The 25,459-nt window shown below is 23.8% G+C and carries 28 protein-coding genes and 4 pseudogenes; 19 read left to right on the top strand and 13 right to left on the bottom strand.

Annotated elements, in window-relative coordinates:
- The first annotated feature begins 260 nt into the window (after positions 1–260).
- The 4 genes from AACL11_RS09385 to AACL11_RS10580 all read left to right on the top strand — a co-directional run bounded on the left by AACL11_RS09385 (position 261) and on the right by AACL11_RS10580 (position 3,501).
- Positions 261–632: a hypothetical protein gene (locus AACL11_RS09385; protein WP_338987587.1), complete on the top strand. Its 372-nt coding sequence runs from the start codon at positions 261–263 to the stop codon at positions 630–632.
- Between the two features lie 253 nt (positions 633–885).
- Positions 886–2,766: a hypothetical protein gene (locus AACL11_RS09390; protein WP_338987589.1), complete on the top strand. Its 1,881-nt coding sequence runs from the start codon at positions 886–888 to the stop codon at positions 2,764–2,766.
- A gap of 152 nt (positions 2,767–2,918) precedes the next feature.
- The gene (locus AACL11_RS09395; RefSeq protein ID WP_338987591.1) at positions 2,919–3,290 is read left to right on the top strand and encodes a hypothetical protein; all 372 of its coding nucleotides are present in this window, start codon (positions 2,919–2,921) and stop codon (positions 3,288–3,290) included.
- Between the two features lie 10 nt (positions 3,291–3,300).
- The gene (locus AACL11_RS10580) at positions 3,301–3,501 is read left to right on the top strand and encodes a BspA family leucine-rich repeat surface protein (protein ID WP_422397931.1); all 201 of its coding nucleotides are present in this window, start codon (positions 3,301–3,303) and stop codon (positions 3,499–3,501) included.
- Positions 3,502–3,503: 2 nt separating this feature from the next.
- On the opposite strand, the pseudogene AACL11_RS09400 reads toward AACL11_RS10580, so the two are convergent.
- The 3 genes and pseudogenes from AACL11_RS09400 to AACL11_RS09410 all read right to left on the bottom strand — a co-directional run.
- Positions 3,504–3,761 (bottom strand): annotated as a pseudogene (locus AACL11_RS09400) (transposase); the annotation flags it as partial.
- Between the two features lie 262 nt (positions 3,762–4,023).
- Positions 4,024–4,521 carry a UPF0236 family transposase-like protein gene (locus tag AACL11_RS09405; protein WP_338987592.1) on the bottom strand — a complete coding sequence of 166 codons (498 nt, stop codon included), beginning with the start codon at positions 4,519–4,521 and terminating at the stop codon, positions 4,024–4,026.
- Entirely contained in the window at positions 4,490–5,146 is a 657-nt protein-coding gene (locus tag AACL11_RS09410) for a UPF0236 family transposase-like protein (protein WP_338987594.1), read from the bottom strand. The genes AACL11_RS09405 and AACL11_RS09410 overlap by 32 nt, the downstream gene beginning before the upstream one ends.
- A 304-nt stretch (positions 5,147–5,450) precedes the next feature.
- Here AACL11_RS09410 and AACL11_RS09415 point away from each other — a divergent pair, with 304 nt between their 5' ends.
- The 3 genes from AACL11_RS09415 (at position 5,451) to AACL11_RS09425 (ending at position 6,445) form a co-directional block, all read left to right on the top strand.
- Positions 5,451–5,924: a hypothetical protein gene (locus AACL11_RS09415; protein WP_338987596.1), complete on the top strand. Its 474-nt coding sequence runs from the start codon at positions 5,451–5,453 to the stop codon at positions 5,922–5,924.
- 140 nt (positions 5,925–6,064) lie between these two features.
- A complete protein-coding gene (locus AACL11_RS09420) occupies positions 6,065–6,256 on the top strand; it encodes a hypothetical protein (RefSeq protein ID WP_338987597.1) in 192 nt (63 codons plus the stop codon).
- Between the two features lie 6 nt (positions 6,257–6,262).
- Complete coding sequence (locus tag AACL11_RS09425; RefSeq protein WP_338987598.1) at positions 6,263–6,445, top strand: hypothetical protein; 183 nt, start codon at positions 6,263–6,265, stop codon at positions 6,443–6,445.
- A gap of 356 nt (positions 6,446–6,801) precedes the next feature.
- Here the strand turns inward: AACL11_RS09425 and AACL11_RS09430 are convergent, their stop codons facing one another.
- Both AACL11_RS09430 and AACL11_RS09435 read right to left on the bottom strand, forming a co-directional pair.
- Positions 6,802–7,374: an IS630 family transposase gene (locus AACL11_RS09430; protein WP_338988471.1), complete on the bottom strand. Its 573-nt coding sequence runs from the start codon at positions 7,372–7,374 to the stop codon at positions 6,802–6,804.
- Complete coding sequence (locus AACL11_RS09435; protein WP_338973555.1) at positions 7,331–7,690, bottom strand: helix-turn-helix domain-containing protein; 360 nt, start codon at positions 7,688–7,690, stop codon at positions 7,331–7,333. The genes AACL11_RS09430 and AACL11_RS09435 overlap by 44 nt, the downstream gene beginning before the upstream one ends.
- A 49-nt stretch (positions 7,691–7,739) precedes the next feature.
- Between AACL11_RS09435 and AACL11_RS09440 the strand changes: the two genes are divergently transcribed.
- Genes AACL11_RS09440 through AACL11_RS09450 form a run of 3 tightly spaced genes read left to right on the top strand, consistent with a single transcriptional unit; the run spans position 7,740 to position 9,974 of the window.
- Positions 7,740–8,045: a hypothetical protein gene (locus tag AACL11_RS09440; RefSeq protein WP_338987599.1), complete on the top strand. Its 306-nt coding sequence runs from the start codon at positions 7,740–7,742 to the stop codon at positions 8,043–8,045.
- Positions 8,046–8,083: 38 nt separating this feature from the next.
- Entirely contained in the window at positions 8,084–9,097 is a 1,014-nt protein-coding gene (locus tag AACL11_RS09445) for an IS3 family transposase (RefSeq protein ID WP_338986622.1), read from the top strand.
- A 28-nt stretch (positions 9,098–9,125) separates the two neighbouring features.
- The gene (locus AACL11_RS09450; RefSeq protein WP_338988508.1) at positions 9,126–9,974 is read left to right on the top strand and encodes an IS3 family transposase; all 849 of its coding nucleotides are present in this window, start codon (positions 9,126–9,128) and stop codon (positions 9,972–9,974) included.
- Between the two features lie 2 nt (positions 9,975–9,976).
- Here AACL11_RS09450 and AACL11_RS09455 read toward each other — a convergent pair whose 3' ends face one another.
- From AACL11_RS09455 to AACL11_RS09465, 3 genes and pseudogenes are all read right to left on the bottom strand, one after another.
- Positions 9,977–10,129: a hypothetical protein gene (locus AACL11_RS09455; protein WP_338987600.1), complete on the bottom strand. Its 153-nt coding sequence runs from the start codon at positions 10,127–10,129 to the stop codon at positions 9,977–9,979.
- A 331-nt stretch (positions 10,130–10,460) separates the two neighbouring features.
- The gene (locus tag AACL11_RS09460; RefSeq protein ID WP_338987601.1) at positions 10,461–10,871 is read right to left on the bottom strand and encodes a DDE-type integrase/transposase/recombinase; all 411 of its coding nucleotides are present in this window, start codon (positions 10,869–10,871) and stop codon (positions 10,461–10,463) included.
- A pseudogene (locus AACL11_RS09465) lies at positions 10,851–10,946 on the bottom strand (IS3 family transposase); the annotation flags it as partial. The gene AACL11_RS09460 and the pseudogene AACL11_RS09465, both read right to left, overlap by 21 nt.
- 93 nt (positions 10,947–11,039) lie before the next feature.
- Between AACL11_RS09465 and mraZ the strand changes: the two are divergent.
- The 5 genes from mraZ to sepF are packed head-to-tail and all read left to right on the top strand — an operon-like array spanning position 11,040 to position 15,222.
- Positions 11,040–11,483 carry a division/cell wall cluster transcriptional repressor MraZ gene (gene mraZ, locus AACL11_RS09470; protein ID WP_281748124.1) on the top strand — a complete coding sequence of 148 codons (444 nt, stop codon included), beginning with the start codon at positions 11,040–11,042 and terminating at the stop codon, positions 11,481–11,483.
- 5 nt (positions 11,484–11,488) lie between these two features.
- The gene (gene rsmH / locus AACL11_RS09475; RefSeq protein WP_252320018.1) at positions 11,489–12,439 is read left to right on the top strand and encodes a 16S rRNA (cytosine(1402)-N(4))-methyltransferase RsmH; all 951 of its coding nucleotides are present in this window, start codon (positions 11,489–11,491) and stop codon (positions 12,437–12,439) included.
- 21 nt (positions 12,440–12,460) lie between these two features.
- Positions 12,461–13,741, top strand: a complete 1,281-nt coding sequence (locus AACL11_RS09480; RefSeq protein ID WP_338987602.1) for a hypothetical protein — start codon at positions 12,461–12,463, stop codon at positions 13,739–13,741.
- A 35-nt stretch (positions 13,742–13,776) separates the two neighbouring features.
- Positions 13,777–14,931 (top strand): cell division protein FtsZ, encoded by a 1,155-nt coding sequence (gene ftsZ / locus AACL11_RS09485; RefSeq protein WP_252320022.1) that lies wholly within the window; start codon positions 13,777–13,779, stop codon positions 14,929–14,931.
- A gap of 6 nt (positions 14,932–14,937) precedes the next feature.
- Entirely contained in the window at positions 14,938–15,222 is a 285-nt protein-coding gene (sepF, locus tag AACL11_RS09490) for a cell division protein SepF (RefSeq protein ID WP_174480582.1), read from the top strand.
- A gap of 146 nt (positions 15,223–15,368) precedes the next feature.
- On the opposite strand, the gene AACL11_RS09495 is transcribed toward sepF, so the two are convergent.
- The 4 genes and pseudogenes from AACL11_RS09495 to AACL11_RS09510 all read right to left on the bottom strand — a co-directional run.
- On the bottom strand, positions 15,369–15,602 hold the full coding sequence (locus tag AACL11_RS09495) for an agmatine deiminase family protein (RefSeq protein ID WP_338988517.1): 234 nt from the start codon (positions 15,600–15,602) through the stop codon (positions 15,369–15,371).
- A gap of 27 nt (positions 15,603–15,629) precedes the next feature.
- Positions 15,630–16,868 (bottom strand): annotated as a pseudogene (locus AACL11_RS09500) (IS256 family transposase).
- Positions 16,869–16,945: 77 nt separating this feature from the next.
- Positions 16,946–17,735, bottom strand: a protein-coding gene (locus AACL11_RS09505) for an IS5 family transposase (protein WP_281747819.1) whose coding sequence is annotated in 2 segments (ribosomal slippage) — positions 16,946–17,473 and positions 17,475–17,735 — 789 coding nt in all. Because the reading frame shifts where the segments join, the coding sequence is not laid out codon by codon here.
- Between the two features lie 54 nt (positions 17,736–17,789).
- Positions 17,790–18,602 (bottom strand): annotated as a pseudogene (locus AACL11_RS09510) (agmatine deiminase family protein); the annotation flags it as partial.
- Positions 18,603–19,211: 609 nt separating this feature from the next.
- On the opposite strand from AACL11_RS09510, the gene AACL11_RS09515 reads away from it, so the two are divergent.
- Positions 19,212–19,802 (top strand): hypothetical protein, encoded by a 591-nt coding sequence (locus tag AACL11_RS09515; protein ID WP_338987604.1) that lies wholly within the window; start codon positions 19,212–19,214, stop codon positions 19,800–19,802.
- 6 nt (positions 19,803–19,808) lie between these two features.
- Here AACL11_RS09515 and AACL11_RS09520 read toward each other — a convergent pair whose 3' ends face one another.
- Entirely contained in the window at positions 19,809–20,822 is a 1,014-nt protein-coding gene (locus tag AACL11_RS09520; RefSeq protein ID WP_338986622.1) for an IS3 family transposase, read from the bottom strand.
- A gap of 68 nt (positions 20,823–20,890) precedes the next feature.
- Between AACL11_RS09520 and AACL11_RS09525 the strand changes: the two genes are divergently transcribed.
- From AACL11_RS09525 to AACL11_RS09535, 3 genes are all read left to right on the top strand, one after another.
- Positions 20,891–21,430 carry a hypothetical protein gene (locus tag AACL11_RS09525; RefSeq protein WP_338987605.1) on the top strand — a complete coding sequence of 180 codons (540 nt, stop codon included), beginning with the start codon at positions 20,891–20,893 and terminating at the stop codon, positions 21,428–21,430.
- 106 nt (positions 21,431–21,536) lie between these two features.
- Positions 21,537–22,334, top strand: coding sequence for a hypothetical protein (locus AACL11_RS09530; RefSeq protein ID WP_252320756.1), 798 nt, complete (start codon positions 21,537–21,539; stop codon positions 22,332–22,334).
- Between the two features lie 82 nt (positions 22,335–22,416).
- The gene (locus AACL11_RS09535) at positions 22,417–25,374 is read left to right on the top strand and encodes an AAA family ATPase (protein ID WP_338987606.1); all 2,958 of its coding nucleotides are present in this window, start codon (positions 22,417–22,419) and stop codon (positions 25,372–25,374) included.
- The last annotated feature ends 85 nt before the right edge of the window (positions 25,375–25,459 follow it).

The raw sequence follows: 25,459 nt of genomic DNA on the forward strand, positions 1-25,459 counted from the left end.
ATACTTATTAATTAAAAATAAAATGTGCGAGTAACATATGAAGTTAATAGTTATTTTAATTATTATCATGAGTATTATTTTTTTAATTGGTTTTATAATAATATTTTTTCTGAAATTAAGAAAAAAAGAAAATAAAATCATCAAGGAAAATAAAATATCGTTTATGTGATCCAAATTCTTATCATAGTAGCATTATCAAGAATAGAAAGTTTAAATTTAAAAGTAATAATGATTTAGTAAATAATAAAAAAGTATTGGAAATGTTAACATATTTACAGGAAAGAGATATCGCTAATTATAATAATATTATTCCTACTTTTTATAGCATTTTGGAAAAATCTATCCAACATAATTTGGAAGCTAATAAAAATGTTAATTATTTATTAACTAATATTGTTGATATTTTATGTCACCATCATCATTCTATGGTAAATCCCTTACATTTGATTAAACATTTGTTTAATAAATGTAATAATAAATTACATCAACACAAAAAAAATTCTCATTTTACTCAAGAGAATAATCATTCAGTTAAACCAACACATGTTTTTAATAAAACACAAACTAATGCTTCTACACCAAAAACTAATGTTTCTACAACAAAAAAATATAATAAACATACTTTCTCATAAATTTATAAATATTCCTTTACTAGTTATTAGTCCTAACTTAACAAAAACGGAATATCTAATTAAATTCATAATTAAAATGTATTAAATATCTACTAATTTAACTTATTAGTAGATATTTTTTTTAAAAATAAAATTTACTGTACATTATTTTGTAATAGTTTATAATAATAAGAAAATCATTATAAATGGAGTGTAAAATATGAGACGAAAATTAAATTTATTTTTTACTACCAGCCTTTTATTAAGTTCTAGTATGTCGCTTTTAGCATTCACAATTGATACAAACAATATTAGTATTAATAATTTTGCCAACAACAATGTTGATACTAAAACAGCAACTAAGTATGCTAATGAAACCTCTATTGTTGGTAAATCGTTATTAATTGCTAAAAATAAAGGTTTTAATACTAATAATTTATTAAATGATATGTATAATCAAACCCCTTCTATTCAAATTGATAATCTTACAGGTAAGAATACTGGAAATGATTTTATTAATGATTGAACTAGTAACTTAGATGGTAATAGTATTAATACTATTCAGTCTTTATTTCAACATAATGGTATTAATCAATCTAAAGTTGATGCTATCACTAATAATATTAATAACTATAGTAGTTATCATGACATATTGCCAATGCTTAAAAATTATTTAAATAATTCTATTTTATCTAATGATGATACTGTTAATATGATTGATGGAATGTTAAAAAATATTAAAAATTTAATACCAAATATTAATGATTACTTATCTTATACTAATTATATTCCAATTATAACTAATACTATTGATGAATTATTAGCAGATTGAGATCAAGAAGATAATTTTAGTGGTAATACTACTTTTGAAAAAATGCAAGATTATATGTCAAAGAAAGCGACATTTGCTCAAGCTTGAAATATTCCAAGTCATGAAAAGTGATACTATGTTAAAGATGAAGCAAAAAATTGAAATTGAAATCAATTTTATGAATATATAGCTGGTGTTAATTTTAATTATATGTTTAAGTCAATATCAGGAAAATATATTGGGGAAATGATTAGCGATAATATTAAATATGCTTTATGAGGTGCTGGACCTATCGGTTTTAATTCTGATAATTTTAATGCTACATTTAGTGAAACTCTTAATAAGATTTTAACAAATCCAGTGGCATGACCTTATTTAATAAAAACAATAATACCAATGGTTAAAAGTGAAGTATTAAAATTAACTAATCCAACTCTTGGTATTGATAGTATTACTTGAGATGATAAAACACCACTTAAAAATAATACAGTTCAACTAAAAAAAGTATTAACTATTTTTCAAGAATTAATATCTTCAAAAGATAATATGCTTAAATTAGTTACCAATTTAATGACCGGACCTTTTGGTGAAGATATTATTGCGAAAGCTACCTTTGCATGAACTGATTCATATTGAACATTACCTGAGATTCAAAAGAAATTTTCTTTTATTTCAGCTATTAGTGATATTCCTCAACAAGTTGTTAATAGTTTAGAATCAGCAATTAAAAATGTTCCAATTAATGACACAATTAATAAAATATTTGAGTTTACTAACAAATATTTAACAACAAATCCATTAATTGATTTAAAAGATTTAGTAAAATATTTAGATTTAACTTTCGGTAGTAAAGATTTTATTAATGCTTTAAATAATCTTAAATATATTATTAATCACCCAACAACAGATAATATTAGTAAAACTAAAGAAATATTACAATTATTAGGTGTTCAATTTGGTGATGAAACTAATTTTAAACAAGATAGTGTTCTTGCAAACTTTTCTAATTGATTAAATACTCCTACTAGCAGTTTAAATTCCTTACTAAATATAATAGTTGATAAAACACATCATAATGGTATTCTTGATAATATGTTAAAGGACCAAGAAAATTTATATAAAGATATGTATAGTAAATATTTTGATATTAACAATAATAGTTATTTTACTTTAAGTGATATTGCAATGAATACATTTAAACATGATGATGGTAGTGTTAGTGCAGTTTTAAGTTATAAAATTAAAAATAATTTAGATAATAAAAGTTATGATATTACATTTAAAAATGCTAATTTTCTTACAAGTAAAATCTTTAAAATAAAATTATTTCATATTAGTCAATAATTTTTAATAATTTCCTTCAATAATTAGATATTTTAATTTAAAAAGTATATTAATATACAAGTCAGTTATTGCATTTCTCTTTAAACAATTTAAAATATAGATAACTTATAGATTTAAGAAAAAGTTATTGGGGAAAATAAAGGGGACTAATTATGAAATCATTATTAACAACATTAAGTGTTTTAACACTTGCAACAACTACAGGAAATTTAATCAATATTTTAAATACAATTGAAGAAAAAACTAATATTACAACTAATTACATTCAAAGTAAAACACAACAAGATACAATTTACAAAAATAAAAATGGAGAAAAAATAAAAACTAATATAGAAGATTTGTCAGAGATAGAAAGTAAAGAGGTTGTTCAAATTGGTTTTTATAAGAATCGACAAGGTGAAATTCAAGTTGCTAGAGTGCCAAAAACAATTCAAAAAGTACCAGATCAGTTACCATCAGAAATAACATCTTTGAGTTATATGTTTACTCGTGCGAAATCATTTAATCAGGATTTGTCAGCTTAATGTAACAAATATGAGCAGTCTGTTTAGTGACACATTAGTATTTAATGGTAATATTGCTAATTGAAATGTGTCGAAGGTGACAACTATGAAACAAATGTTTTATTATGCAGCCACATTTAATCAGGATTTGTCAAAATGAGATGTATCTAATGTAACAGATATGTCTGCTATGTTTAGTAAAACTTGAGAATGGAATGGCAACACTTTTTAGGACTATTTTTTGGTAGACATTTGTTGTTGATATTTAACTGGAGTTAAGTAGTTTAAAGTGCTGTGAATTCTTATATTGTTATATCAATTGATGTAATCAAATAATTCTAATTTTAATTGGATTAATGATGTAAAATTTTTATCATTAATAAATTCGGTTTTAAAAGTTTTAAAAGTTGCTTCAGCAACAGCATTATCATAAGGACAACCTTTTTTACTTAAAGAACGGTTAATGTTGAATGCTAGTAAAAGTTGGGAGATTGTCAAAAATCCGGAATAAATTAAATCATATAGTCTTATTATAAATTTAGACAAGAAATAATTTGGATTTTTATGAAATTGTATATTCATCTTACTATTTTTTAAAAAATATTTCAACTAAAATACTTATTTTTAAAAATTCCTAAAAAATTAAAAAATAAATTTAATATTTATACACAACAAAAATGCTTAACTTATTAAGTGTATGTAAAGTACTTATTTTTTTATGAAAATATCTTTAATTAAAAATTTTTATATAGAATTATGTTTCTAAATTTATTTTATTACATTTAAAAATAACCATTTTAATATAAATTGAAATATTATATGTTCTATTACCAAGCATTTCTTTTAAAACATGTCAAATATTAGTTTCTGTAAAACAACCAATATTTCACTTTGCACCTTGATTTTCAATACCTTCTTTATTATTTTTAAAGTATTGTTTTTTTAATTTTTTATGATTATCTAATTGGTTATATAAATAATCAATTAATTGTTGATATTGACCATTATTAATTAAATATTTACAATGATTATATTCGTTTAAATATTTTTCTTTATTGCCAGCCATTATTCCAAGATATAATGTTCTAATTAAATGAAATTTATCTAAAACAAACTGAGCGCCTAAATAATCAGCAACTTCTTTAATTCATCCTGCACTATCACCACAAATAATAATTTTTGCTTGTTCAATGTTTTCATAAAATTTTTGACAATGTTCTTTAACAAATTCAGCAGTTTTTTTTAACTCCAATTGCTGTTTTTGTTGGTCTTATAATTGCCTTTACTCTTTTATTTTGTACTTTGTGATTAATATTATCTGTATATGTTACTATTAATCTCATCGAATATTTTGTACCTTTACGTTTAAAATCTCAAAATTTTCGATGTCCATCATCAATTGCTACAAAAATAGGTTGATTTTTTTCTAATTTTACTTTTTCTGGATTTGCTTCAACTATTTCAAAATTTTTAAAAACTCTATGAACAGTACTAAGACTAATACCTGCTTTTTTACAAATAACACGAATATCTCTGTATCTTTTTCCATCAGCAAAATTTTCAATAATAGTTTCTTCAATATCTTCACCAATTCTTTTATATTTTGGAAATTCTAGTATTTCATCAAGTAAACATACTCGAACTCATTTTTGTAATTTTTCATCAAAATATTCATAAATTCTTCTTTTATAAGTTACCATTCCATATAATGTTTTTCTTGTTCGATATTGATAATCAACAATTTTATATTTCTTTTTATCTCTTGTTTTAAATATTCTTCTATCTCATTTTTCTCACTTATTTTTAAAATTTTCTAAAACTAATTTATCAATTTTAGGATATTGTTCTCTATGATTTCATCGATAATTAAATTCCATGTTATTCTCCTAACTATTTTTTTTAAAAATTCTAAATTGATTGTAAATTTTTTTAAAATTAATTTACTGCATATATTATATAAATATATAAGTGTAATTTTAAATAAAATAAAAAATATTTTAAAAACCACTTTCATATTTAAAATATAATCAACAACTAACATATAGTTAATAGTATAAGTATCACAAAATAAACACCTTGCATTTAGGTGCTATTTTGCATTTAAAAGAATACTTGTAAAAAATAATGAAAAATAGTAAAATTTAGAAATAAAATTAAGAATTCAAGGAAAAAAAATAAAAAATGTGAAATGAAAATGATGGAAAAATATGTGATTGATGTAATTATTTAGTTCATAATTATGATAAATTTCAGAAATATTATTTTTGTAGTAGTTGTTTTAAAAATGCTGTAGCAGAAGTAAAATTACAAAAATTAGAGAAAAAAGGATTAACTTTTAAATTTAAATATGAAAGAAATAACTATTTAAAAATGTTAAAAAAAGAAACACCAAAATATACGGACTTAGTATGATTAAAAAAGGTTGGAAAAAATTGTTATATATGTAAAAAAAGATATTTACCAATTGAAGTTATAAATTTATCAGAAAACGTGAATATATGTAAAGAAAAATGTAAAAATAAAAAAATATCAAAAGAATTATTTGATGAAATAATTACAAAATCCAAAAAAGAGAGAAAAGATGAAATAGATAAATTATATAATAAATTATTGAAAGGTGCTGATAAATTCTTGAAAGATATTCAGAAAAAATAATTTATAACAAATATTTTTTATCAATATTAAATACTAATTAATTTTATAAAAATTAAAAAAGGAGTATTTAAATATGAAAAATAAAGAAAAATTATTAAAAGTTGTAAATAATTTGAAATCTTTAAAAAAGATTTTTCAAAATGAATGTTGTTTGTCAAAGTAAAAATTGTAATAACAAATGAAGTAATATTGTTTTACTAGAATTAAAATCAACAACATTTAGTCTTTTTCTTTGTGAAAATCATGCAATTAATTTAGAACATGAATTATTACCAAAATGATTAAAAACTTGTGAAGAGTTAAGAACAAATAACAAAATAAAAAAGGAGTAATTTAATATGAAAACATGAATAAAAACAAATTTTCAAAAAATAGCATTATCATTTGCTGTAATAACTGGTGTTACCGGTTTAATATTAGGAATAGTTTCATATAATAAAACTAATCAATTAACATATTTTTTTGATTATGACCATGAAGCACACTGGGGGGGCAATAATTTGAGCAAGACCAGTAAATAATAAACATAAAATTACTCTTTACTGAGCATCAAATAAATTAACTGATGACGCAGTAAAATGAGATGGTATTTATCCAGATGGATATTTTGATAATTAAATCTCTAAATTTATATAAGAAATATTTTCATTATATTTATCAAATAAATTAATATTTTTTAATTTTATTTCTTGTTTATCTGTTACTAAAATTAAATCATAATTACCAGCACCAAATACTCCACTAACTTCAATCCGATTTAAATTGTTAATCGGATTTTCAATTTGTAATTCAAAATCATTATTATTATCAATTTGTGAAATTTCTTTATAAAATTCTAATTTAGAAAATAATTGATATTTATTTGAACCATATATAGCTAACTAAAGTAATGTTTACTCATATCTTGAAAAACAAAATCAATCGCGTTTTTAATATTTGGTCAATAATTTGGTAATATTTTTCTTATATTATGTTTTATAGCAAATCAAAAATGTTCAATTGGATTTAAATTAGGAGAATATGGTGGAAGAAATAATAGTTTGCATCCAGCATTTTCAATTAATTGTTTTGTTGCTTTAGATTTATGAAACGTCGCATTATCTAAAACTATAATTTGTCCACACTTTAATACTGGAATTAGTATATTTTTAACATATGATTCAAAAATTTTACTATTGCAATGTCCTTCAAATGCTCATAGAGCTTTTAATTTACCTTTATTTAGTGCACCAATTATACTCATTCTCTTTATTTTATATGCAGGTTTATTATCAAATAATCTTTTACCTTTTTCAGACCAACCATATTTATAAAATTCATTATCATCAATTCCAGATTCATCAATATATACCAAATCTTCATTCATTATTTTCGCTATTTCTTTTAAAAAATCTTCTTGTTTATTTTTATCTCTTTGTTCATATAGAAAAGTTTTTTTTATATGTATAATTTAGTTTTTTGAAATAGTTATAAACTGTTTCTTTTGTCATATCACCAAATTTTTCAATTACTTTTTGAACTGTAACATCTTTATTTTCTGCTAAATAATTTTTTAATTCATCTAAATCCTTTATTTTGTGGCTATGTCCTTTTTGATAATTCAAAATTGGTTTTATATTTCCGGTTTTTTGCTTTCTTTTTCTTCATAAAAATAAAGTCTTTCTAGTGATATTGAACACTTTACAAATTTCTTTAATTTTCATGTTTTTACTTTCATAAACTTCTATTACTTTTCTTCGTAAGTCCTCACTGTATGGTTTTGGCATAATTTAATCTTCCTAATCTATTTTAATTATTGCTGAATTATACTTGTAAGTGCAAGAATTGTTTAAATTACATATTATTATTTTACATTATTTATGAGTAAACATTACTTTCGTTAGCTATAAATTTAAAAAACTTTCTAATTTATTTTTATCAATTACTAATCGTGTAAAATATTTACCATACTCACCATTACCTAATGTTCAATCTGCCGGAATTAATGATGGTATATTATTGCTTTCTAATTCATTAGTTATGGATAGTCAGTTAAATTGATTATCATCTAATTTTAATAATTCATTTTGACTAATGTCTGGATGGGGCCACTTAGCCCTTTTTACTAGACCATTAATTTAAAAAATCTGAATGTATTCTAAAAACAATTGTGTTATATAATGAACACTAATTTTGACCTGAAAGGATTTTTATTAATGGATAAAATTAAACAAATAGCATTAATAATTAACAAATTAAATATCAAAGAAAAAATTAAAATTATCGATGATTGCAAAAATCAATATTCAATTAGAAACTTATGTCAATATCTTCAATTAAACAGATCAACATATTACTTTTTAAAAAATAAACAAAAACTTATTAAAAAAGAAAAAAATCATATTATTAATTGCAATCATAAATATCAAGAATTATGCCAACTTTTAATCGAATTTCATTCTACAAGAAAAGGTAGAATTTATGGATATTTAAGAATTTTTTCAGCTTTTAAAGAGTGATTAAAACAAGAGAAAAATATCATTTTAAATATAGAATTATCAACAAAACAAATGCGAAAAATTATGAAAAAACACAATATTCAAGGATTAAAACAAACTAAAAATAACTATCCTAAAAACAAAAAAAATCCAAATAAGTGAATACCTACAATGGATAAAGTAAACAAAGATTACAAAAGTACAACCGCTTCAAATCAAATTTGATCAATGGATACTAAACAAATAAACACCAAAGAAGGTTGACTATATCTTTTTGTAATTATTGATTTTTATTCAAATAATGTTGTTAGTTATAATACATTTTCAAATAAATCATATCAAGATTTAATTCTTCCTGCACTTGAAAAAATAAACAACCAATTTTCTTGAAATCAAATAAAAAACGTTATTTTACATTCAGATAACGCCAACGAATTTTATTGTCAAGAAATTACAAAATGAGCAAAAAACAAACAAATAATTTTAAGCAAAAAACAACCATATGATATTGGCGGTAATGTCATATCTGAAAATTGATTTTCACATTTATCTCAAGAATGATTGCCTAAAGACTCAAATCAATATTTAACAATCAATGAAGCTATTAATGATGTAAATCAATATGTTATGTTTTATAATTATGAAAGAATACATTCTAAATTTTTAAAACCACCAATATTACAAATAAAAATTTAGAAATATCTATCAAAATATGGTCCAGTAATTAGGGCTAACCACCGTCAAAAATAAAGCTAAATATAAAATTCGCACAATGTGTCGTTTTTTAAAAATATCTAAATCAACATATTATTTTAATTTAAAGAAAAAAGAAAATAAAATCAAAAATAATATTTATGATGAAGCTGTTATTAGTGCTTTTAAAGAAAATAAAGAAGTTTATGGTACTAGAAGATTAAAAAAAATTCTAGAAAACCAAGAAATTTATTTATCGCGCAGAAAAATTAAAAAAATTATGAATGAACATAATTTAATATCAAAATATACTAAATTATCATTCAAAAATCATAATAACAAAGTTAACGATAGTCAAATAACTAATCTTGTTAATAGAAAATTTAAGAATAGGATTAAAAATGAAGTTATTGTTAGTGATTTAACTTATGTACAAGTTAATGGTAGGTGAAACTATATTTGCCTATTAATAGACCTATTTAACCGCGAAATTATCGGACATAGTGTTGGAGTTAAAAAAGATGCATCATTAGTACATCAAGCATTTATGCAATCAAATCGCTGTTTAAAAGATATTCAAATATTTCATAGTGATCGCGGTAATGAATTTAACAATAAAATTATTGATAAACTTTTACTAGCATTCAACATTAACCGTTCTTTAAGTAAAAAAGGTTGTCCTTATGATAATGCTGTTGCTGAAGCAACTTTTAAAACTTTTAAAACCGAATTTATTAATGATAAAAATTTTACATCATTAATCCAATTAAAATTAGAATTATTTGATTACATCAATTGATATAACAATATAAGAATTCACAGCACTTTAAACTACTTAACTCCAGTTAAATATCAACAACAAATGTCTACCAAAAAATAGTCCTAAAAAGTGTTGCCATTCCAATATGCATCTTCTAATAAATGATGTTTATAATTTTTATGAAAATTATTTGCTTCCTTAAATGTATAAAAAACTTTATATTTTGTTTCAAATGTATAATTAACTTTGTATTTTATTAAATAAATGTATGACATATTTATTTTTCTCCTTTTAATTTTTATTGTGTTATGATATTGTTAATGTGGTATGTATTTATATATAAAACCCCCTATTTTTTCAAATAATAAAAATGTAATTATTAATATAGATTAATGGGGTATTTACTGAGCCATAATAAGGCTATTCAAATTAATCTATAATTACATTAAGCGATACAGTGTAACATTTTAACTTGCTTAACATTAAATGCTCTTTTATTCTGATATAGAAGTATTTATATTTCGTACTCACTATTAGACTTCTACGACAGTTTTATGAAGTTTTAATCTTTTAACAAAAAAAGAACGATAGTTATATCGTTCTTTGTTATCCATTTATTAATCTAAGGGTTAAAGTGATGCGCCCTTTGACAACCGTCCGTAAAAGTTTATCAATAATTTTATTGTTAAATTCATTACCGCGATCACTATGAAATATTTGAATATCTTTTAAACAGCGATTTGATTGCATAAATGCTTGATGTACTAATGATGCATCTTTTTTAACTCCAACACTATGTCCGATAATTTCGCGGTTAAATAGGTCTATTAATAGGCAAATATAGTTTCACCTACCATTAACTTGTACATAAGTTAAATCACTAACAATAACTTCATTTTTAATCCTATTCTTAAATTTTCTATTAACAAGATTAGTTATTTGACTATCGTTAACTTTGTTATTATGATTTTTGAATGATAATTTAGTATATTTTGATATTAAATTATGTTCATTCATAATTTTTTTAATTTTTCTGCGCGATAAATAAATTTCTTGGTTTTCTAGAATTTTTTTTAATCTTCTAGTACCATAAACTTCTTTATTTTACTGACTAGTCATACATTTAAAGTAATCAATTGCAATTATATGCCAAAGGTTATATAATATGGGTAATAGTGGGAAAGTGTGGGTGATATTATGCTACTAGGACAATCATTGTCAACATTAGATGAAAAGAAACGAATGATAATTCCTTCTAAGTTTAGAAGTTATTTTCATAACAATGAGATTGTTATTGTTTCTAAAGGTTTTGAAGGCTGTTTAGTTATTCGTAACGAAATTGAATTTATTAAATGACAAGATAAAATCTTATCACAATCCGAAGGTCAGAAAGAAGCCAGAATTTTAGCAAGACAAGTATTTGCTAATTCAGAAGAATTAACTATTGATAGTAAAGGTCGCATTAATATTCCACATTCATTATTGACACTAGCTGATATTAAACAAAAAGTAATTATGATTGGACTATCCAATAAAATTGAGATTTGATCAGAAACTAATTGAAATAGTTTTAATCAAGATACCAAGGATAAATTTGAGTCGGCGGCAGCAGCTCTAGATGAGATATAAAAATTATGAATAATATCAATGCAAGACACATTTCTGTAATGTTAACAGAAGCAATTGATTTCTTAAATATTAAACCTGATGGTATTTATGTCGATTGTACATTAGGACGAGCAGGTCATAGTAAAGTTATACTATCAAAACTTACCTCTGGCAAACTATATGCTTTTGATCAAGATCAAATGGCCATTGATAATAGTAAAATTATTTTAAAAGATTTTAAAGATAAATATGAAATAATTAAAAGTAATTTTGCAAATATTCAATCTGAGCTTTTAAAAAGAAATATTACTAAAGTTGATGGTATATTATATGATTTAGGTATATCATCACCACAAGTTGATGAAGATATTAGAGGATTTAGTTATATGAAAGATGCTAAGTTAGATATGCGTATGGATCAAAGTCAAAAATTAAATGCGTGAGATATTGTTAATAATTATAATTATGAGCAATTAAAAACAATTATTAAAAATTATGGTGAAGAAGTATTTGCTAGTAGTATTGCTAAAAATATTATTAAAACAAGAACTTTTCAACCAATTGATACCACTTTACAATTGGTTACGATTATTAAAAAATCATTACCAGTAAGAGTATTAAATAAGCATCATCATCCTGCCAAAAAGACTTTTCAAGCATTAAGAATTGCTGTTAACAATGAGTTAGAAACATTAAAATCTTCTTTAAAACAATCTTTGAAATTATTAAAATCTAATGGTAGAATTGTTGTTATTAGTTTTCATTCTTTAGAAGATCGTATTGTTAAACAAACTTTTAATGAAGTTTTAATTGATCCACAAGCACAATTATATGCTAAATTACCAGTTCACAATAATTGAAAAACAAAATATCAGTTAATAATTAAAAAACCAATTACACCAAAGCCTGATGAAATAAATAAAAATCCAAGAGCACGAAGTGCAAAACTAAGAGTTATTACTTATATTGATTCATAAAAATGTTTGGAGGTGAGCAATATGAATTTTCAAGAACTATATGTTGTATGTCAAATTGAAGATTTTAGTTTAAAAGTTATGGTTAATAATTATGTTAATAATCAAATTCAGGTTTTATATAAAGAAACTGTTGATACTGAACAGTTTTCTGAAAATGGTGTAATTATTAATTCAATTGCTACAGGTAAGTTATTAAGGCAAATTATTAATAAAATTAATAATACTTTAAATATAAAAGTACAACGTATTGCCTTAACTTTACCTTCAAATAATTTAAAAATTTATCAATCACAAGCATCACTTGATTTTAAAGATGCTAATCACATTATCACTGATGAAGATTGTAGTAAAGTGATTGAAATGGCTAAAAACATTACTATTGATAATAGTGAAATTATTTGTTTAACTAAACCATACAATTTTAAAGTTGATCATGCAATTGGTAATGAACAATTACCAATTGCAAAAAAAGGACAAGTTATGCATGTTGATGCTTTAGTTTATTCATTACCTAAAAGTTTATATAATTCTCACCTCGAAGTATTAACTAATGCCGAAACAGAATTGTTAACTGTTACTTTAGATCAATTTGCATTAGTATGTAATATTAAAAATACTGATTTTAATCGTAATACAGTTTTAGTTGATTGAAATATTAATAGTACTAAGATTAGTGTTTTTAGTAATTCAGTATTATTTGCAACAACTAATATTAAAATTGGTTGAAATCAAATAATTCAATCATTAATGAAGCAAATGCATTGTGGTTATGATAAAGCTGAAAGATATTTACAAAAAATTATTAATATAAGTAGTAATTATTTATGCGATGTTGTTGTTGATAAGTATGTTGATGATCAAACAAAATCTATTGTTCGTTTAACAAAAACTGATTTACAAGCAACAGTTAAAAGACAAATTAATGAAATTATTTCTTGTATTGAATATTTTCTTGATGAAGTTAGTGATAATAATAGTTCAGATATGGAAATTATTTTTACGGGAATTACTATTGGTTTATGTGGTTTTGCCAACTATTTTAAAAATAATAGCAAACTAAAAGAAGTAAAATATATGCTCAGTCAAACTCCTGGTGCATATAGTTATCAGTGAACTACTTTAATCGGTAATACTCACTACCAACATTTAGTAAATGTTTTTAGTAATAATTATATTTCATCAATACATAAACCAGAAATTGTATCAAAATTAAATCATTATACGCATTCTAATAATCATGATAATAAGCATTATAATTCCCCCTTTCAACCAAATTATCAGTATAATGATGGTAGTAAATAGAAGAAGACAATTTGATTACTCAGGAGGAAAATAAAATGGAACATAATAATTCACAATTTAAACCAATAGCATCAATTCGGGTAATTGGTATTGGTGGTGCTGGTAATAATGCTGTTAATAGAATGATTGAAGCAGAGGTACAAGGTGTTGATTTTTATGTTGCTAATACTGATGCACAAGTAGTTAATGCATCACCAGCTGAAAATAAAATTATTTTGGGCAAAGAATTATCAAAGGGACTTGGAGCAGGAGCTAATCCCGAAATTGGTAAACAAGCCGCAATTGAAAGTGAAGCAGAAATTAAACGTGCTTTAGATGGTGCAGATATGGTTTTTATTGCTGCTGGTATGGGTGGTGGTACTGGTACTGGTGCTGCATCAATTGTTGCAAGAATTGCTAAAGAATGTGGTGCTTTAACAATTGCTATTGTTACTAAACCATTTAAATTTGAAGGACGTAATCGTAATGCTCATGCTATAGTTGGAATTGAAAATTTAAAGAAACAAGTTGATGCAATTATTATTATTTCTAATGATAAATTATTACAAGTAATTGGTAATATCCCTCTTAAAGATTCGTTTAAAGAAGCAGATAATATTTTACGTCAAGGTGTACAGACTATTACTGACTTAATTGCTGTTCCTGCTTTAATAAATTTAGATTTTGCTGATGTTCGTACTATTATTGAAAATAAAGGTAATGCTTTATTTGGTATTGGAATGTCAAAGGGTGAACATAAAGCTAAACAAGCCGCAACAAAAGCTATTTCTTCTCCTTTACTTGATGATGTGACAATTAAGGGTGCTAAAAATGCTATTGTTAATGTTACTGGTGGAACAACAATGACATTAACTGATGCTAATATTGCTGTTGATTTAGTTCGTGATGCTGCGGGTAATGATGTTAATATCATTTTTGGTGTTGCTGTTAATGAAAATTTAAATGATGAAATGATTGTAACAGTTATTGCCACTGGTTTTGATGAAGAAGGTGCTAATGCTAATAATTTTGTTTATAGTTCAAAAGTTGATAATCATGAATTTATTACCAATAAGACTCAATATTTAAGTGAAGAAATTAAAGAACAAACAAAGAAAAAAGAAGAAGAACAACAAAATTTAGTCCAAGAAGCAGCAATGGAAGCAGATGATGATTTACCATCATTTTTACGAAGACGAAAGGGAGTTTAATTAATTATGGGATGAAGAAGTAAAAAATATAAAGACAATGATGAAAATAGTAATTATAAAACCAGTTTTCAAGAACAAATACAAGAATTTGCTCCTAAAAATTATCAAGAAATTGAATCAGTTGCTAATGCTATGATTTTACAAAAACCAATTAAAGTTAATTTAACAACAACTGTTGAAAATGATCGAAGAAGAATTATTGATTTTCTTTGTGGTATTTCGTATGTTATTGGTTTTGTTGTTGATAAAACTGATATTCATATTTATGAATTTAAAAATGAATTAAGTTAATCTTGAACAAATAGGTTTTTTATTTCTTTCTAATAATAAAGAAATAAAATTATTTATTTTTTAAATTGTTCTTACATTAATTTTAGAATATAAATCCCTTCTAAATTAGAAGGGATTTATTGTTTTAATTTGCTTATTTGTTATTTTTATAATTCTTGTTGTGTTATACAGTGAATATTGCCACCACCTAATAGTACTTCACGTGTATAAAATGAATTAATTTTATGATTAGGAAAACAATTTTGCAAAACATTAATTGCGTTTTTATCCCATATTGGGTCATTAAAAATGGGAATAATGATTGTTTTATTTGTAATATAGAAATTAACATAACTAGCTGGCATACGAAATCCTTCGGTACGATTGAGGCTTTTTAATAATCTGTGTTTCTTTGTTTTACAAAGTTACTAATTCAGATTAATTCTGTCTTCAAATTTTATCATAAAATGAGCAATTGCTGTATTTCAATTTTGAATGGGCATTGTTCATTTTTTTGTTATATTGTCAATTGCTAAATAAAATATTTTAAAAACTGACATATCGTTAGGAAAAACTTTTTTATTTCTGATGACTTTTCGTAATTGACTATTAACAGATTCAATAGCATTTGTGGTATAAATTACCCTTTTTATTTCTGCAGGATAACTAATAAAAACCATTAAATTATCTCAATTTTTATATCAAGATTTAGCAATTTATGGATATTGTTTAGTTCATTTATTTTCAAATGATTCTAAAGCTTGCATTGCTTGTTTTTCACTACATGCAGTATAAATTGGTTTTAAATCTGCAACTAGAGATTTTCTATGCTTATATGAGACATATTTCAAACTATTTCTAATTTGATGAACGATGCATAATTGATGTTCGGTTTTAGGATAAACTGATTGTATTGCTTCTGACATGCCTGTTAAATTATCACTACAAGCAATCAGAATATCATTTAAGCCACGATTTTTCATTTCTGTGAAATTGGCTAATCAAAATTTAGAACCTTCATTTTCACTAATTCATAAACCTAAAACATCTTTTTTACCTTCTAAATCAACTCCTAAAGCTATATAAACTGATTTATTAATAATCCGTTTATCTTGTCGTACTTTAACTACTATACAATCAAAATAAACAATCGGATAAACACTATCTAATGGTCGATTTTGCCATGCTTTGACGTCATCAATAACATCATCAGTAATTTGACTAATAACACTTTCACTAATATCAGCACCATGATATAACTCTTGTAATTGCATTCTAATATCTGATAATGTCATACCTTTTGCATATAAAGAAAGAACTTGTTGATCAAAACCATCAAATCTTCTTTGTCTTTTTGCAACTATTACAGGATTAAAATTACTATTACGATCTCTTGGTACATCAATTTCAATTTTACCTTGTTGGGTTATTAATTTTTTTGAACTTATACCATTACGAGCATTGTCACTATTACTATGTTGATTCTTATCATATCCTAAATAATTTTGCATCTCAGAATTCAACATTTTTTCTACTAATCTTTTTGTTAATTCTTTATATAATCCTCCCTCTTTAAAAACTGTTGTTAAATCTTCAGTATTTTCTAATAATAAATCTACTGCTTGTGATATTGGATCATTGTTATTAATATTTTGCTTTTTAGCCATCTGTAACTCACTCTTTCTAGAAAATTAATTATATTTACTAGAACTAATTAAACATAGTTATTTTTGTAAGAACCTGTTTAGAATCTTTTTAATAAAATTGAAATAAAGGAAAGAACAACCATTTGTAAACTAGTATTTAGTTTTCTTTCACAATTTTTTCATAATCTTCTGCATTTTTCTAATCATGCAAAGCTTCGTTCTACAACTCATCTTTTTGGTAGTACTACAAAAGAATGTAATTCATTACGTTTTACAACTTCAACATTTGCATTTATGATTGTTTTGATTGCAGAAGCAAATTTTTCACCAGTATAGCCAGCATCTACTATTATTTTTTGAACTGTAGAAAGATTTTCTTTTTCACTTTTAATCATTATGATAGCACTATTACGATCTGTTTTTTCTGCTGTAGTTATGTAAATTGCATGTGGTAAACCTTGCGTATCAACTGCAATATGACGTTTTATTCCTGAAATCTTTTTACCAGCATCATAACCTTTATTTTCAGTAGTATCTGTATTTTTAACACTTTGCGAATCAATTATACAAAAACTAGTTTTTTCTTTTCGATGATTCTTAATACGAATCTTTTTAACTAATTTTTTTTAAAATTAATTGCAATACACTAGGTTCTTTATCATTGTTTTTACTTCAAATTTGGAAATAATAATATACAGTTTGTCATTTTGGAAAATTTTTTGGTAACATTCTTCATTGACAACCACTTTTTAATACATATAAAACTGCACAAAACACTTCATATAAATCTAAATTTCTTGGTTTTGTTTTCTTTTTGCTGTTTTCTAAAGTTGATTTTATGTTCTCAAATTGTTCTTTAGTAACATGACTTGGATAATTTTTATGCATATATACCTCTTATTTTAAAATATATAGTAATTTTACATTATTTTCTAAAAGATTCTAAACAGGTTCTAAGTTACACAGATTACTAAACATTACCGTACGATTAGCAAAACGAGGACTTTTTTCACGATTTTCTGCCTCTGACTTAGTTATAAATAATGGTGCTGGTTGATGTAATTTAGTTACTTTTATTTTTCGTCCTTTAGCATCTGTACTATTTTTAAGAAACGTTAAAGCTTCTAAACTACGTTCATATTGAGGATCATTTTTATCATCAGTTCATGTTAAAACAACATGACCAGGTGTAATGATATGTAGTAGATTATCAACATGACCACTTGTTTCATCATTATAAACACCACGAGGAATTCATATTATTTTTTGTGCATTTAAATATTGTTTTAAATGTTCTTCAATCTCTTCTTTTGTTAAATCAGGATTTCGATTGTGGTTTAATAAACATTCTTCTGTAGTATAAATTGTTCCTTCACCATCTTGATGAATGCTTCCGCCTTCTAATACAATTGGTGCTTGATAATAATCAATGTTACTATTTTTAGTCATTTCAATTCCAACTTTATTATCAATTTCATAATTTCAATTTCAACTGGGTGGATTAATATTTGGTTCATTTTTCATGCCTCATGCAGTGAAGTGAAAATGAACAGCTCTTCGTTGTCCTTTTTTATTTAATAAATAAATTGGTCCCATATCACGCGCTCAACTATCTTGATATTTAATATCGATTAATTTGATAGTTGGATCTAATAGTTTGCGAGCTTCATTTCAATTACTTTTATTAATAATAATTTTTACTGGTTCATGCTTATTGATTGAGTTAGCTATTTTTGCAAAAACAGTTCGTGCTGGTTGACATTCTTTTTGTTAATTATCTTTCATAAGCGGTCAAATCATTCATGTGCCTTTATGTTCTATTGATTCAATTGGGGCAAAAAAACCATCTTTTTTTGGTGTTGATGTTAATAATTTGCTCATAATTTCCTCCCCCTTTAAGTAGTACTATTTATAATAGTGGATTTATGTAACCCCTATTCTATATATAAATAGTATTTTTATTATAAAATATTTTATTTACAAAATAAAATTTATTTCATAATAAAAGTGTTAAAATTAATTGAATATGATTTTATTTATCATTTTAATTAGTAAAATTAATGTAATATAAAGTATGATTTTTGTATATTATTTGCAATACATTTTATACATGCTATTATTTAGCAATAGTTATCTCAAATATTAGAGATAAACTATATGCATTATTATAGGTAATTAACAAGAGATTTTAGAAATTGTTAATTAACTTTTTCAAATAAATTATAACTAATTTATTTTAGAATTGTTCCTTTCCTTATTTTAATGAAAATTTAAAATAAAAAATTTAAAAAAATATGTTTTTCAAGCCCATTGTTTTATTTTTAATAAAATAAATGGGTTTTTTATTTGAAAGGATGTAAAAAAGTGCCTACAGAAATTCAAGAAATAGGTTCTGATAATAAAAAGCAAAAAAATATTAAGGATTTTAGAAAAGAAATAACTTCTAAGATTACAAGTGCAAAAATAGAAAAAAAATATTGCAAACAATTAATAAAAACAATTAATAGTGATGACCTTACTATATTTTTTAATAGTTTAATTAAAGCAGATTCATTATTTTGCTTTTTAAATATTGTTCATCATCTTTATCAAGAATTATTTTCTCTTTATAATAATAAAAAGTTTTTAGTATTTGATGAACTTTTATTAGAAAATTTAATAGATTCATTAGAATGAATTGAGAAAGAACAGCAAATTTTTAATGAAGAACATAACTTAATTATTGAATTAAAAAATATAGTTAAAGAATCATTTCCAGAGCAATATTTTGAAATTATAAAATTTAAACAAGAACAAGCACGAATTAATTTTGATTACTTTTTTCCTGAATTAAAAATTCCTGATAATGCGATTAATTTTTGAAAACAAATTATACAAGAAGAAAATCTAGAACAGTTTTTATCAGTAGAGTGGATGGGGGTGGTTAGCCCTAATTACTGGACCATATTTTGATAGATATTTCTAAATTTTTATTTGTAATATTGGTGGTTTTAAAAATTTAGAATGTATTCTTTCATAATTATAAAACATAACATATTGATTTACATCATTAATAGCTTCATTGATTGTTAAATATTGATTTGAGTCTTTAGGCAATCATTCTTGAGATAAATGTGAAAATCAATTTTCAGATATGACATTACCGCCAATATCATATGGTTGTTTTTTGCTTAAAATTATTTGTTTGTTTTTTGCTCATTTTGTAATTTCTTGACAATAAAATTCGTTGGCGTTATCTGAATGTAAAATAACGTTTTTTATTTGATTTCAAGAAAATTGGTTGTTTATTTTTTCAAGTGCAGGAAGAATTAAATCTTGATATGATTTATTTGAAAATGTATTATAACTAACAACATTATTTGAATAAAAATCAATAATTACAAAAAGATATAGTCAACCTTCTTTGGTGTTTATTTGTTTAGTATCCATTGATCAAATTTGATTTGAAGCGGTTGTACTTTTGTAATCTTTGTTTACTTTATCCATTGTAGGTATTCACTTATTTGGATTTTTTTTGTTTTTAGGATAGTTATTTTTAGTTTGTTTTAATCCTTGAATATTGTGTTTTTTCATAATTTTTCGCATTTGTTTTGTTGATAATTCTATATTTAAAATGATATTTTTCTCTTGTTTTAATCACTCTTTAAAAGCTGAAAAAATTCTTAAATATCCATAAATTCTACCTTTTCTTGTAGAATGAAATTCGATTAAAAGTTGGCATAATTCTTGATATTTATGATTGCAATTAATAATATGATTTTTTTCTTTTTTAATAAGTTTTTGTTTATTTTTTAAAAAGTAATATGTTGATCTGTTTAATTGAAGATATTGACATAAGTTTCTAATTGAATATTGATTTTTGCAATCATCGATAATTTTAATTTTTTCTTTGATATTTAATTTGTTAATTATTAATGCTATTTGTTTAATTTTATCCATTAATAAAAATCCTTTCAGGTCAAAATTAGTGTTCATTATATAACACAATTGTTTTTAGAATACATTCAGATTTTTTAAATTAATGGTCTAGTAAAAAGGGCTAAGTGGCCCATTCCAATCAGTCACTTATAACATCATTAAAAGAAATTTTTCCTATTGAAAGATTAAAAGTTATTAGTAGTTGAAAGATAATTGATAATAATGAAAATGTAGCAACTAAAAATGAAGATTCTTTATTATTTGAAACGATTATTAAATATATTGATACATATATAGAAGATTTAATTCCAAAAATTAAAGCAAAAGTTGAAAAAGAATGAGAAGAAACTGAAGATGAAGATTGAGATGCAGTTGAAGCAATAACTACTGCTTTCAAATCTGATTTTGAAAAAAAAGATACTGAAATTCAACATTTAAAAAAAATTCTTGAAGAAAAAGAAGAAAAAATTGCACAACTAGAGACACAATTAAAAAATGTGCTACCTAAAAAAGATAGTCCAATTGTGAGTTTTAATGATATAAAAGAGCAATGTGATTTAGAATTTTTACCAATTTTAGAAAACAATTTTGATGAACTTGAACAAAGTAAAGAAAGTGATTCTAGTAGAAATTTATCTTCAACTTCGCTTACTTCTTCTTATTAAAAATGTTCATATCAAATTTAATTAATACTTTTTTGTTAAATTAGCAAAAAAATTGTTATTATTATATTTATTAAATATGATTTTGTTTTTCGAAGAGGAATAATTTGTGTTTTTATTATATAAGCAAAAATTTAAAGATTGAAGATTTTTATATAAATTATTAAGTTGTATATTAATTTTTATTTTATCAATATTGACTATCATCTTTTCTGTATTTACTGAATTTTGATATGTTAATAGTACTAATAAAGATAATTTTTATAATTCTATAGTATTACAAAACTTTGATGTAATGTTATCATTTTGGTCTTCTCAAACAATATTTATTGTTAATATTTGATTTTTATTTTCTTTAATTTATCATCAAAAAGAGCAGACAAATAGATTCACTAATATTTATAGTCAAATTAATTTAACAATATACATAACTATTACTGCCCTTATTTTTTGAGTGGGGATATTTATTGATAGTGTTTCAAAGTTAGATTTAGAACTTAATTGATTTTGAAAATTGAATAATTTATCTTTATTTTGTTCCTTTTTAGATCATTTAGTATCACCAATATTGATGATTATTTTTTTAATTTTAACGTTTAGAAAAAACAAATTTAATATCAATATTAAAAAACAATTTATATTAGTGGTTATTTATCCAATTATTTATCTAACTTATATTTATATTAGAGCCGGTATTTTACAAGCAAATGATGTTAAAAATTTTATTTATCCTTATAACATCCTCAACTTTAATTATTCAATTATTGGAATTCCATTATGAATTAATAGTATCTTAGTTATAATGTTAATTATTAGTACTATTATTAGTACTACATTATTTTATTTGTGAATTAATAAATTTTATTATAAAACAATTAAAGAACAAATAATAATGCAAATAAAGTAATATTTCTGCTAAATCTTAACAATAAATATTAAGCTGATTCATGGTAAAATATAAATATATATTTTAAAATAGGTGAGGTAAGATGGCATTCTTAAAAAGAATCGAAGCATATGGTTTTAAGTCATTTGCAGAGCCTTTAACAATAGAATTTGATACTAATATTGTAGGTATTGTTGGCCCTAATGGTTCTGGGAAGTCTAATATTAATGATGCTATTCGTTGAGTTTTAGGTGAACAATCAGTTAAATCATTACGTGGTGAAAATAGTGAAGATATAATTTTTAATGGTGCTAAAGGAAAACAACCATTAAATAGTGCTCAAGTTACTTTAGTTTTTGATAATACTAATAAAATATTTAAAGTTGATTTTAATGAAGTACAAATTACTAGAAAAACTTTTCGTAATAGTTCAGAAAATGAATATTACATTAATAAAGCTCGTGTTCGTTTAAAAGATGTACAAGAAATTATTATGGGTACAGGTTTAGCTAAAGGTTCACTTGCAATTATTAGTCAAGGTAATGTTTCACGATTTGCTGATTCTAAGCCAGAAGAAAGAAGAACTTTATTTGAAGAGGCTGCTGGTGTTTCAAAATACAAAAAGAGGAAAGAAGAGTCATTACGTAAATTAGAGCGTACTAATGAAAATTTAGTTCGAGTTAATGATATTATTAGTGAAATAAGTAGAAAAATTGAACCATTAGCAAAACAAGCACAGAAAGCTAAAACTTATGTTGAATTACGTGATAATTTAAAAAAATATGAAATTACTATTATTGTTAAAGATTTGGAGACATATCATAATCAATTAAAACTTACAACAGTTAGTATAAATGATAATGAAATTTTACAACAACAACTTAATTTAAATATTAGTAAGAATGAACAACAATTAAAATTTTTAAAAAATAAAAGTTATGATTTAGATAAAAACATTAATAGTTTAGAAATGAATTTATCTAATGTTAATAGTTTATTGCAAGTTTTAGAACAACAAAAATCGTTAATGAAAACAAAACAAAGTGAAATAAAAGATCAAACAGAAGTTGAAAAATTAAAAAATGAAATTGAAACTTTGCTTACTATTATTGAACAAAAAACTTTTTTACAAAAAAAAGAACAAGAAAATTTTGATAAAATTAATAATTTATTTGAAGAACTAAATGTTCAACATCAAGATTTAATTTTAGGACAAAATAATATTCATCGTGGTTTAGGTGAAAAAAAAGCACAATTAGAATCGGTAATTAATTATCAACAACGACAAAATCAAAAATATTTGGGTGTTCAAACAATTTTAAATAATAAAGATAAACTATATGGCATCATTGGAGTAGTGAGTGATTTAATTTCGGTGCCCGATCTTTATAGTGAAGCGATTGTTAAAGTATTGGGCAATACTTTAAAAAACATTGTTACGGCCACTAACAAAGATGCAACCAAGGCTGTTGAATTTTTAAAACAAAATAAAGCGGGAATTGCCACTTTTTTACCTTTAAATTCAATTCAAGTTCGAACAGCGACTAAAGAAGATGAAATTATTGTTAATAGTAAATCAGGTTATTTAAGTTTTGCTCATCATTTAGTTACAGCAGTTGATAATAGAATTCAGCCGATTATTAATTTTCTTTTAGGTCGTACTATTATTTGTGAAGACTTAGAAAGCGCAAGAGTTATTTCACAATTAATTGCTGCTAAATACCAATGTGTAACTTTAGATGGTCAATTAATTAAAGCTGGTGGTGCTATTGTTGGAGGTTATCAACATCAAAATAGTATTAATGTTTTTAAAGAAAAGTTAATAGTTTCTGAATTAAAAGAAGAAATTAAATCATTAGAACAACAATTAGTTAATATAAATGTCCAAAGAACAAGTATTGAAAGCGAATTAAATAATTATCAAGGTCAAAAGTTGACAATTACTTTAACAATAAATAAACTGATTAGTGAAATTAGTGATATCACTAATCAATCACAATTATTAACTACTCAATATCAAACATTAACTGGTAAAAAATTAGATATTGATACTACAAACCAATTAAATGATATTTTTATTCAATATGAAAATTCTAAATATGATCAAGCAACAATAAAAAGTCAACTACAATTAATTCGTAAACAGAAACATCAATTATTAGAACAAATGCAAAGTTTAGAAAATGAATTATATAGTTTAAATCAAGAACATTTTATGACTAGTGATAAATTAAATAATCAAAAGCTTGAACAAGTAAAAATGGAGTCAAAAGTAGAACAACATTTAAGACGTTTAGTTGAAACTTATAATTTAACTTATGAATATGCTAGAGAACATTATAGTGAACCATTAGCAGACGAACAACAAGCACGTAATTTGGTACAACAATTACGTAGTGAAATTGAAGATTTAGGATTTGTAAATATTAATGCTATTGAAGAATTTGAAAATGAAAATGAACGTTATTTACGTTTAAAAACTAAACATGATGAATTACAATTAGCATCACAATCGTTGTTAACAGCCATTGATGAAATGGATAATGTTATGGTAACGCAATTTGATGAAACAATCAAAGCTATTAATATGGTATTGCCCGAAACATTTCAAACTTTATTTGGTGGAGGAACTTGTAGTTTACGATATACATCACCTGATGATATTTTAAATACAGGTGTGGAAGTGCTTGCTAATCCTCCTGGTAAAAGAATTAGTAATTTAAACTTATTATCAGGTGGTGAAAAATCATTAGTTGCATTAGCAGTATTATTTGCTATTTTAAAAGTCAAGCCGTTGCCATTGACAATATTAGATGAGGTTGAAGCACCATTGGATCCAGCAAATTTAGAGCGTTTTGCTAGATATGTTCGTAGTTTTTCACAATATACACAATTTATTATTGTTACTCATCGTCCAGGCACAATGGAAAATTGTGATGTATTATATGGTACAACTATGCAAAATCAAGGAATTACGAAAATGGTAGCCATTAAATTAGCAGATGCTAAAAAAATTATTGAAAGCGATAAATCAGTGAAAAATGTTAATTATGTCGTTTAAATTTTATGTTATATTAAAAATAAATTTATTAAAAACAGACCTATTTCACAGGTCTGTTTTTAATAAATTTAAGTATTATTATTTT

It is taken from the genome of Spiroplasma endosymbiont of Dasysyrphus albostriatus (genome assembly GCF_964019495.1).
Lineage (GTDB): Bacteria > Bacillota_I > Bacilli_A > Mycoplasmatales > VBWQ01 > Spiroplasma_E.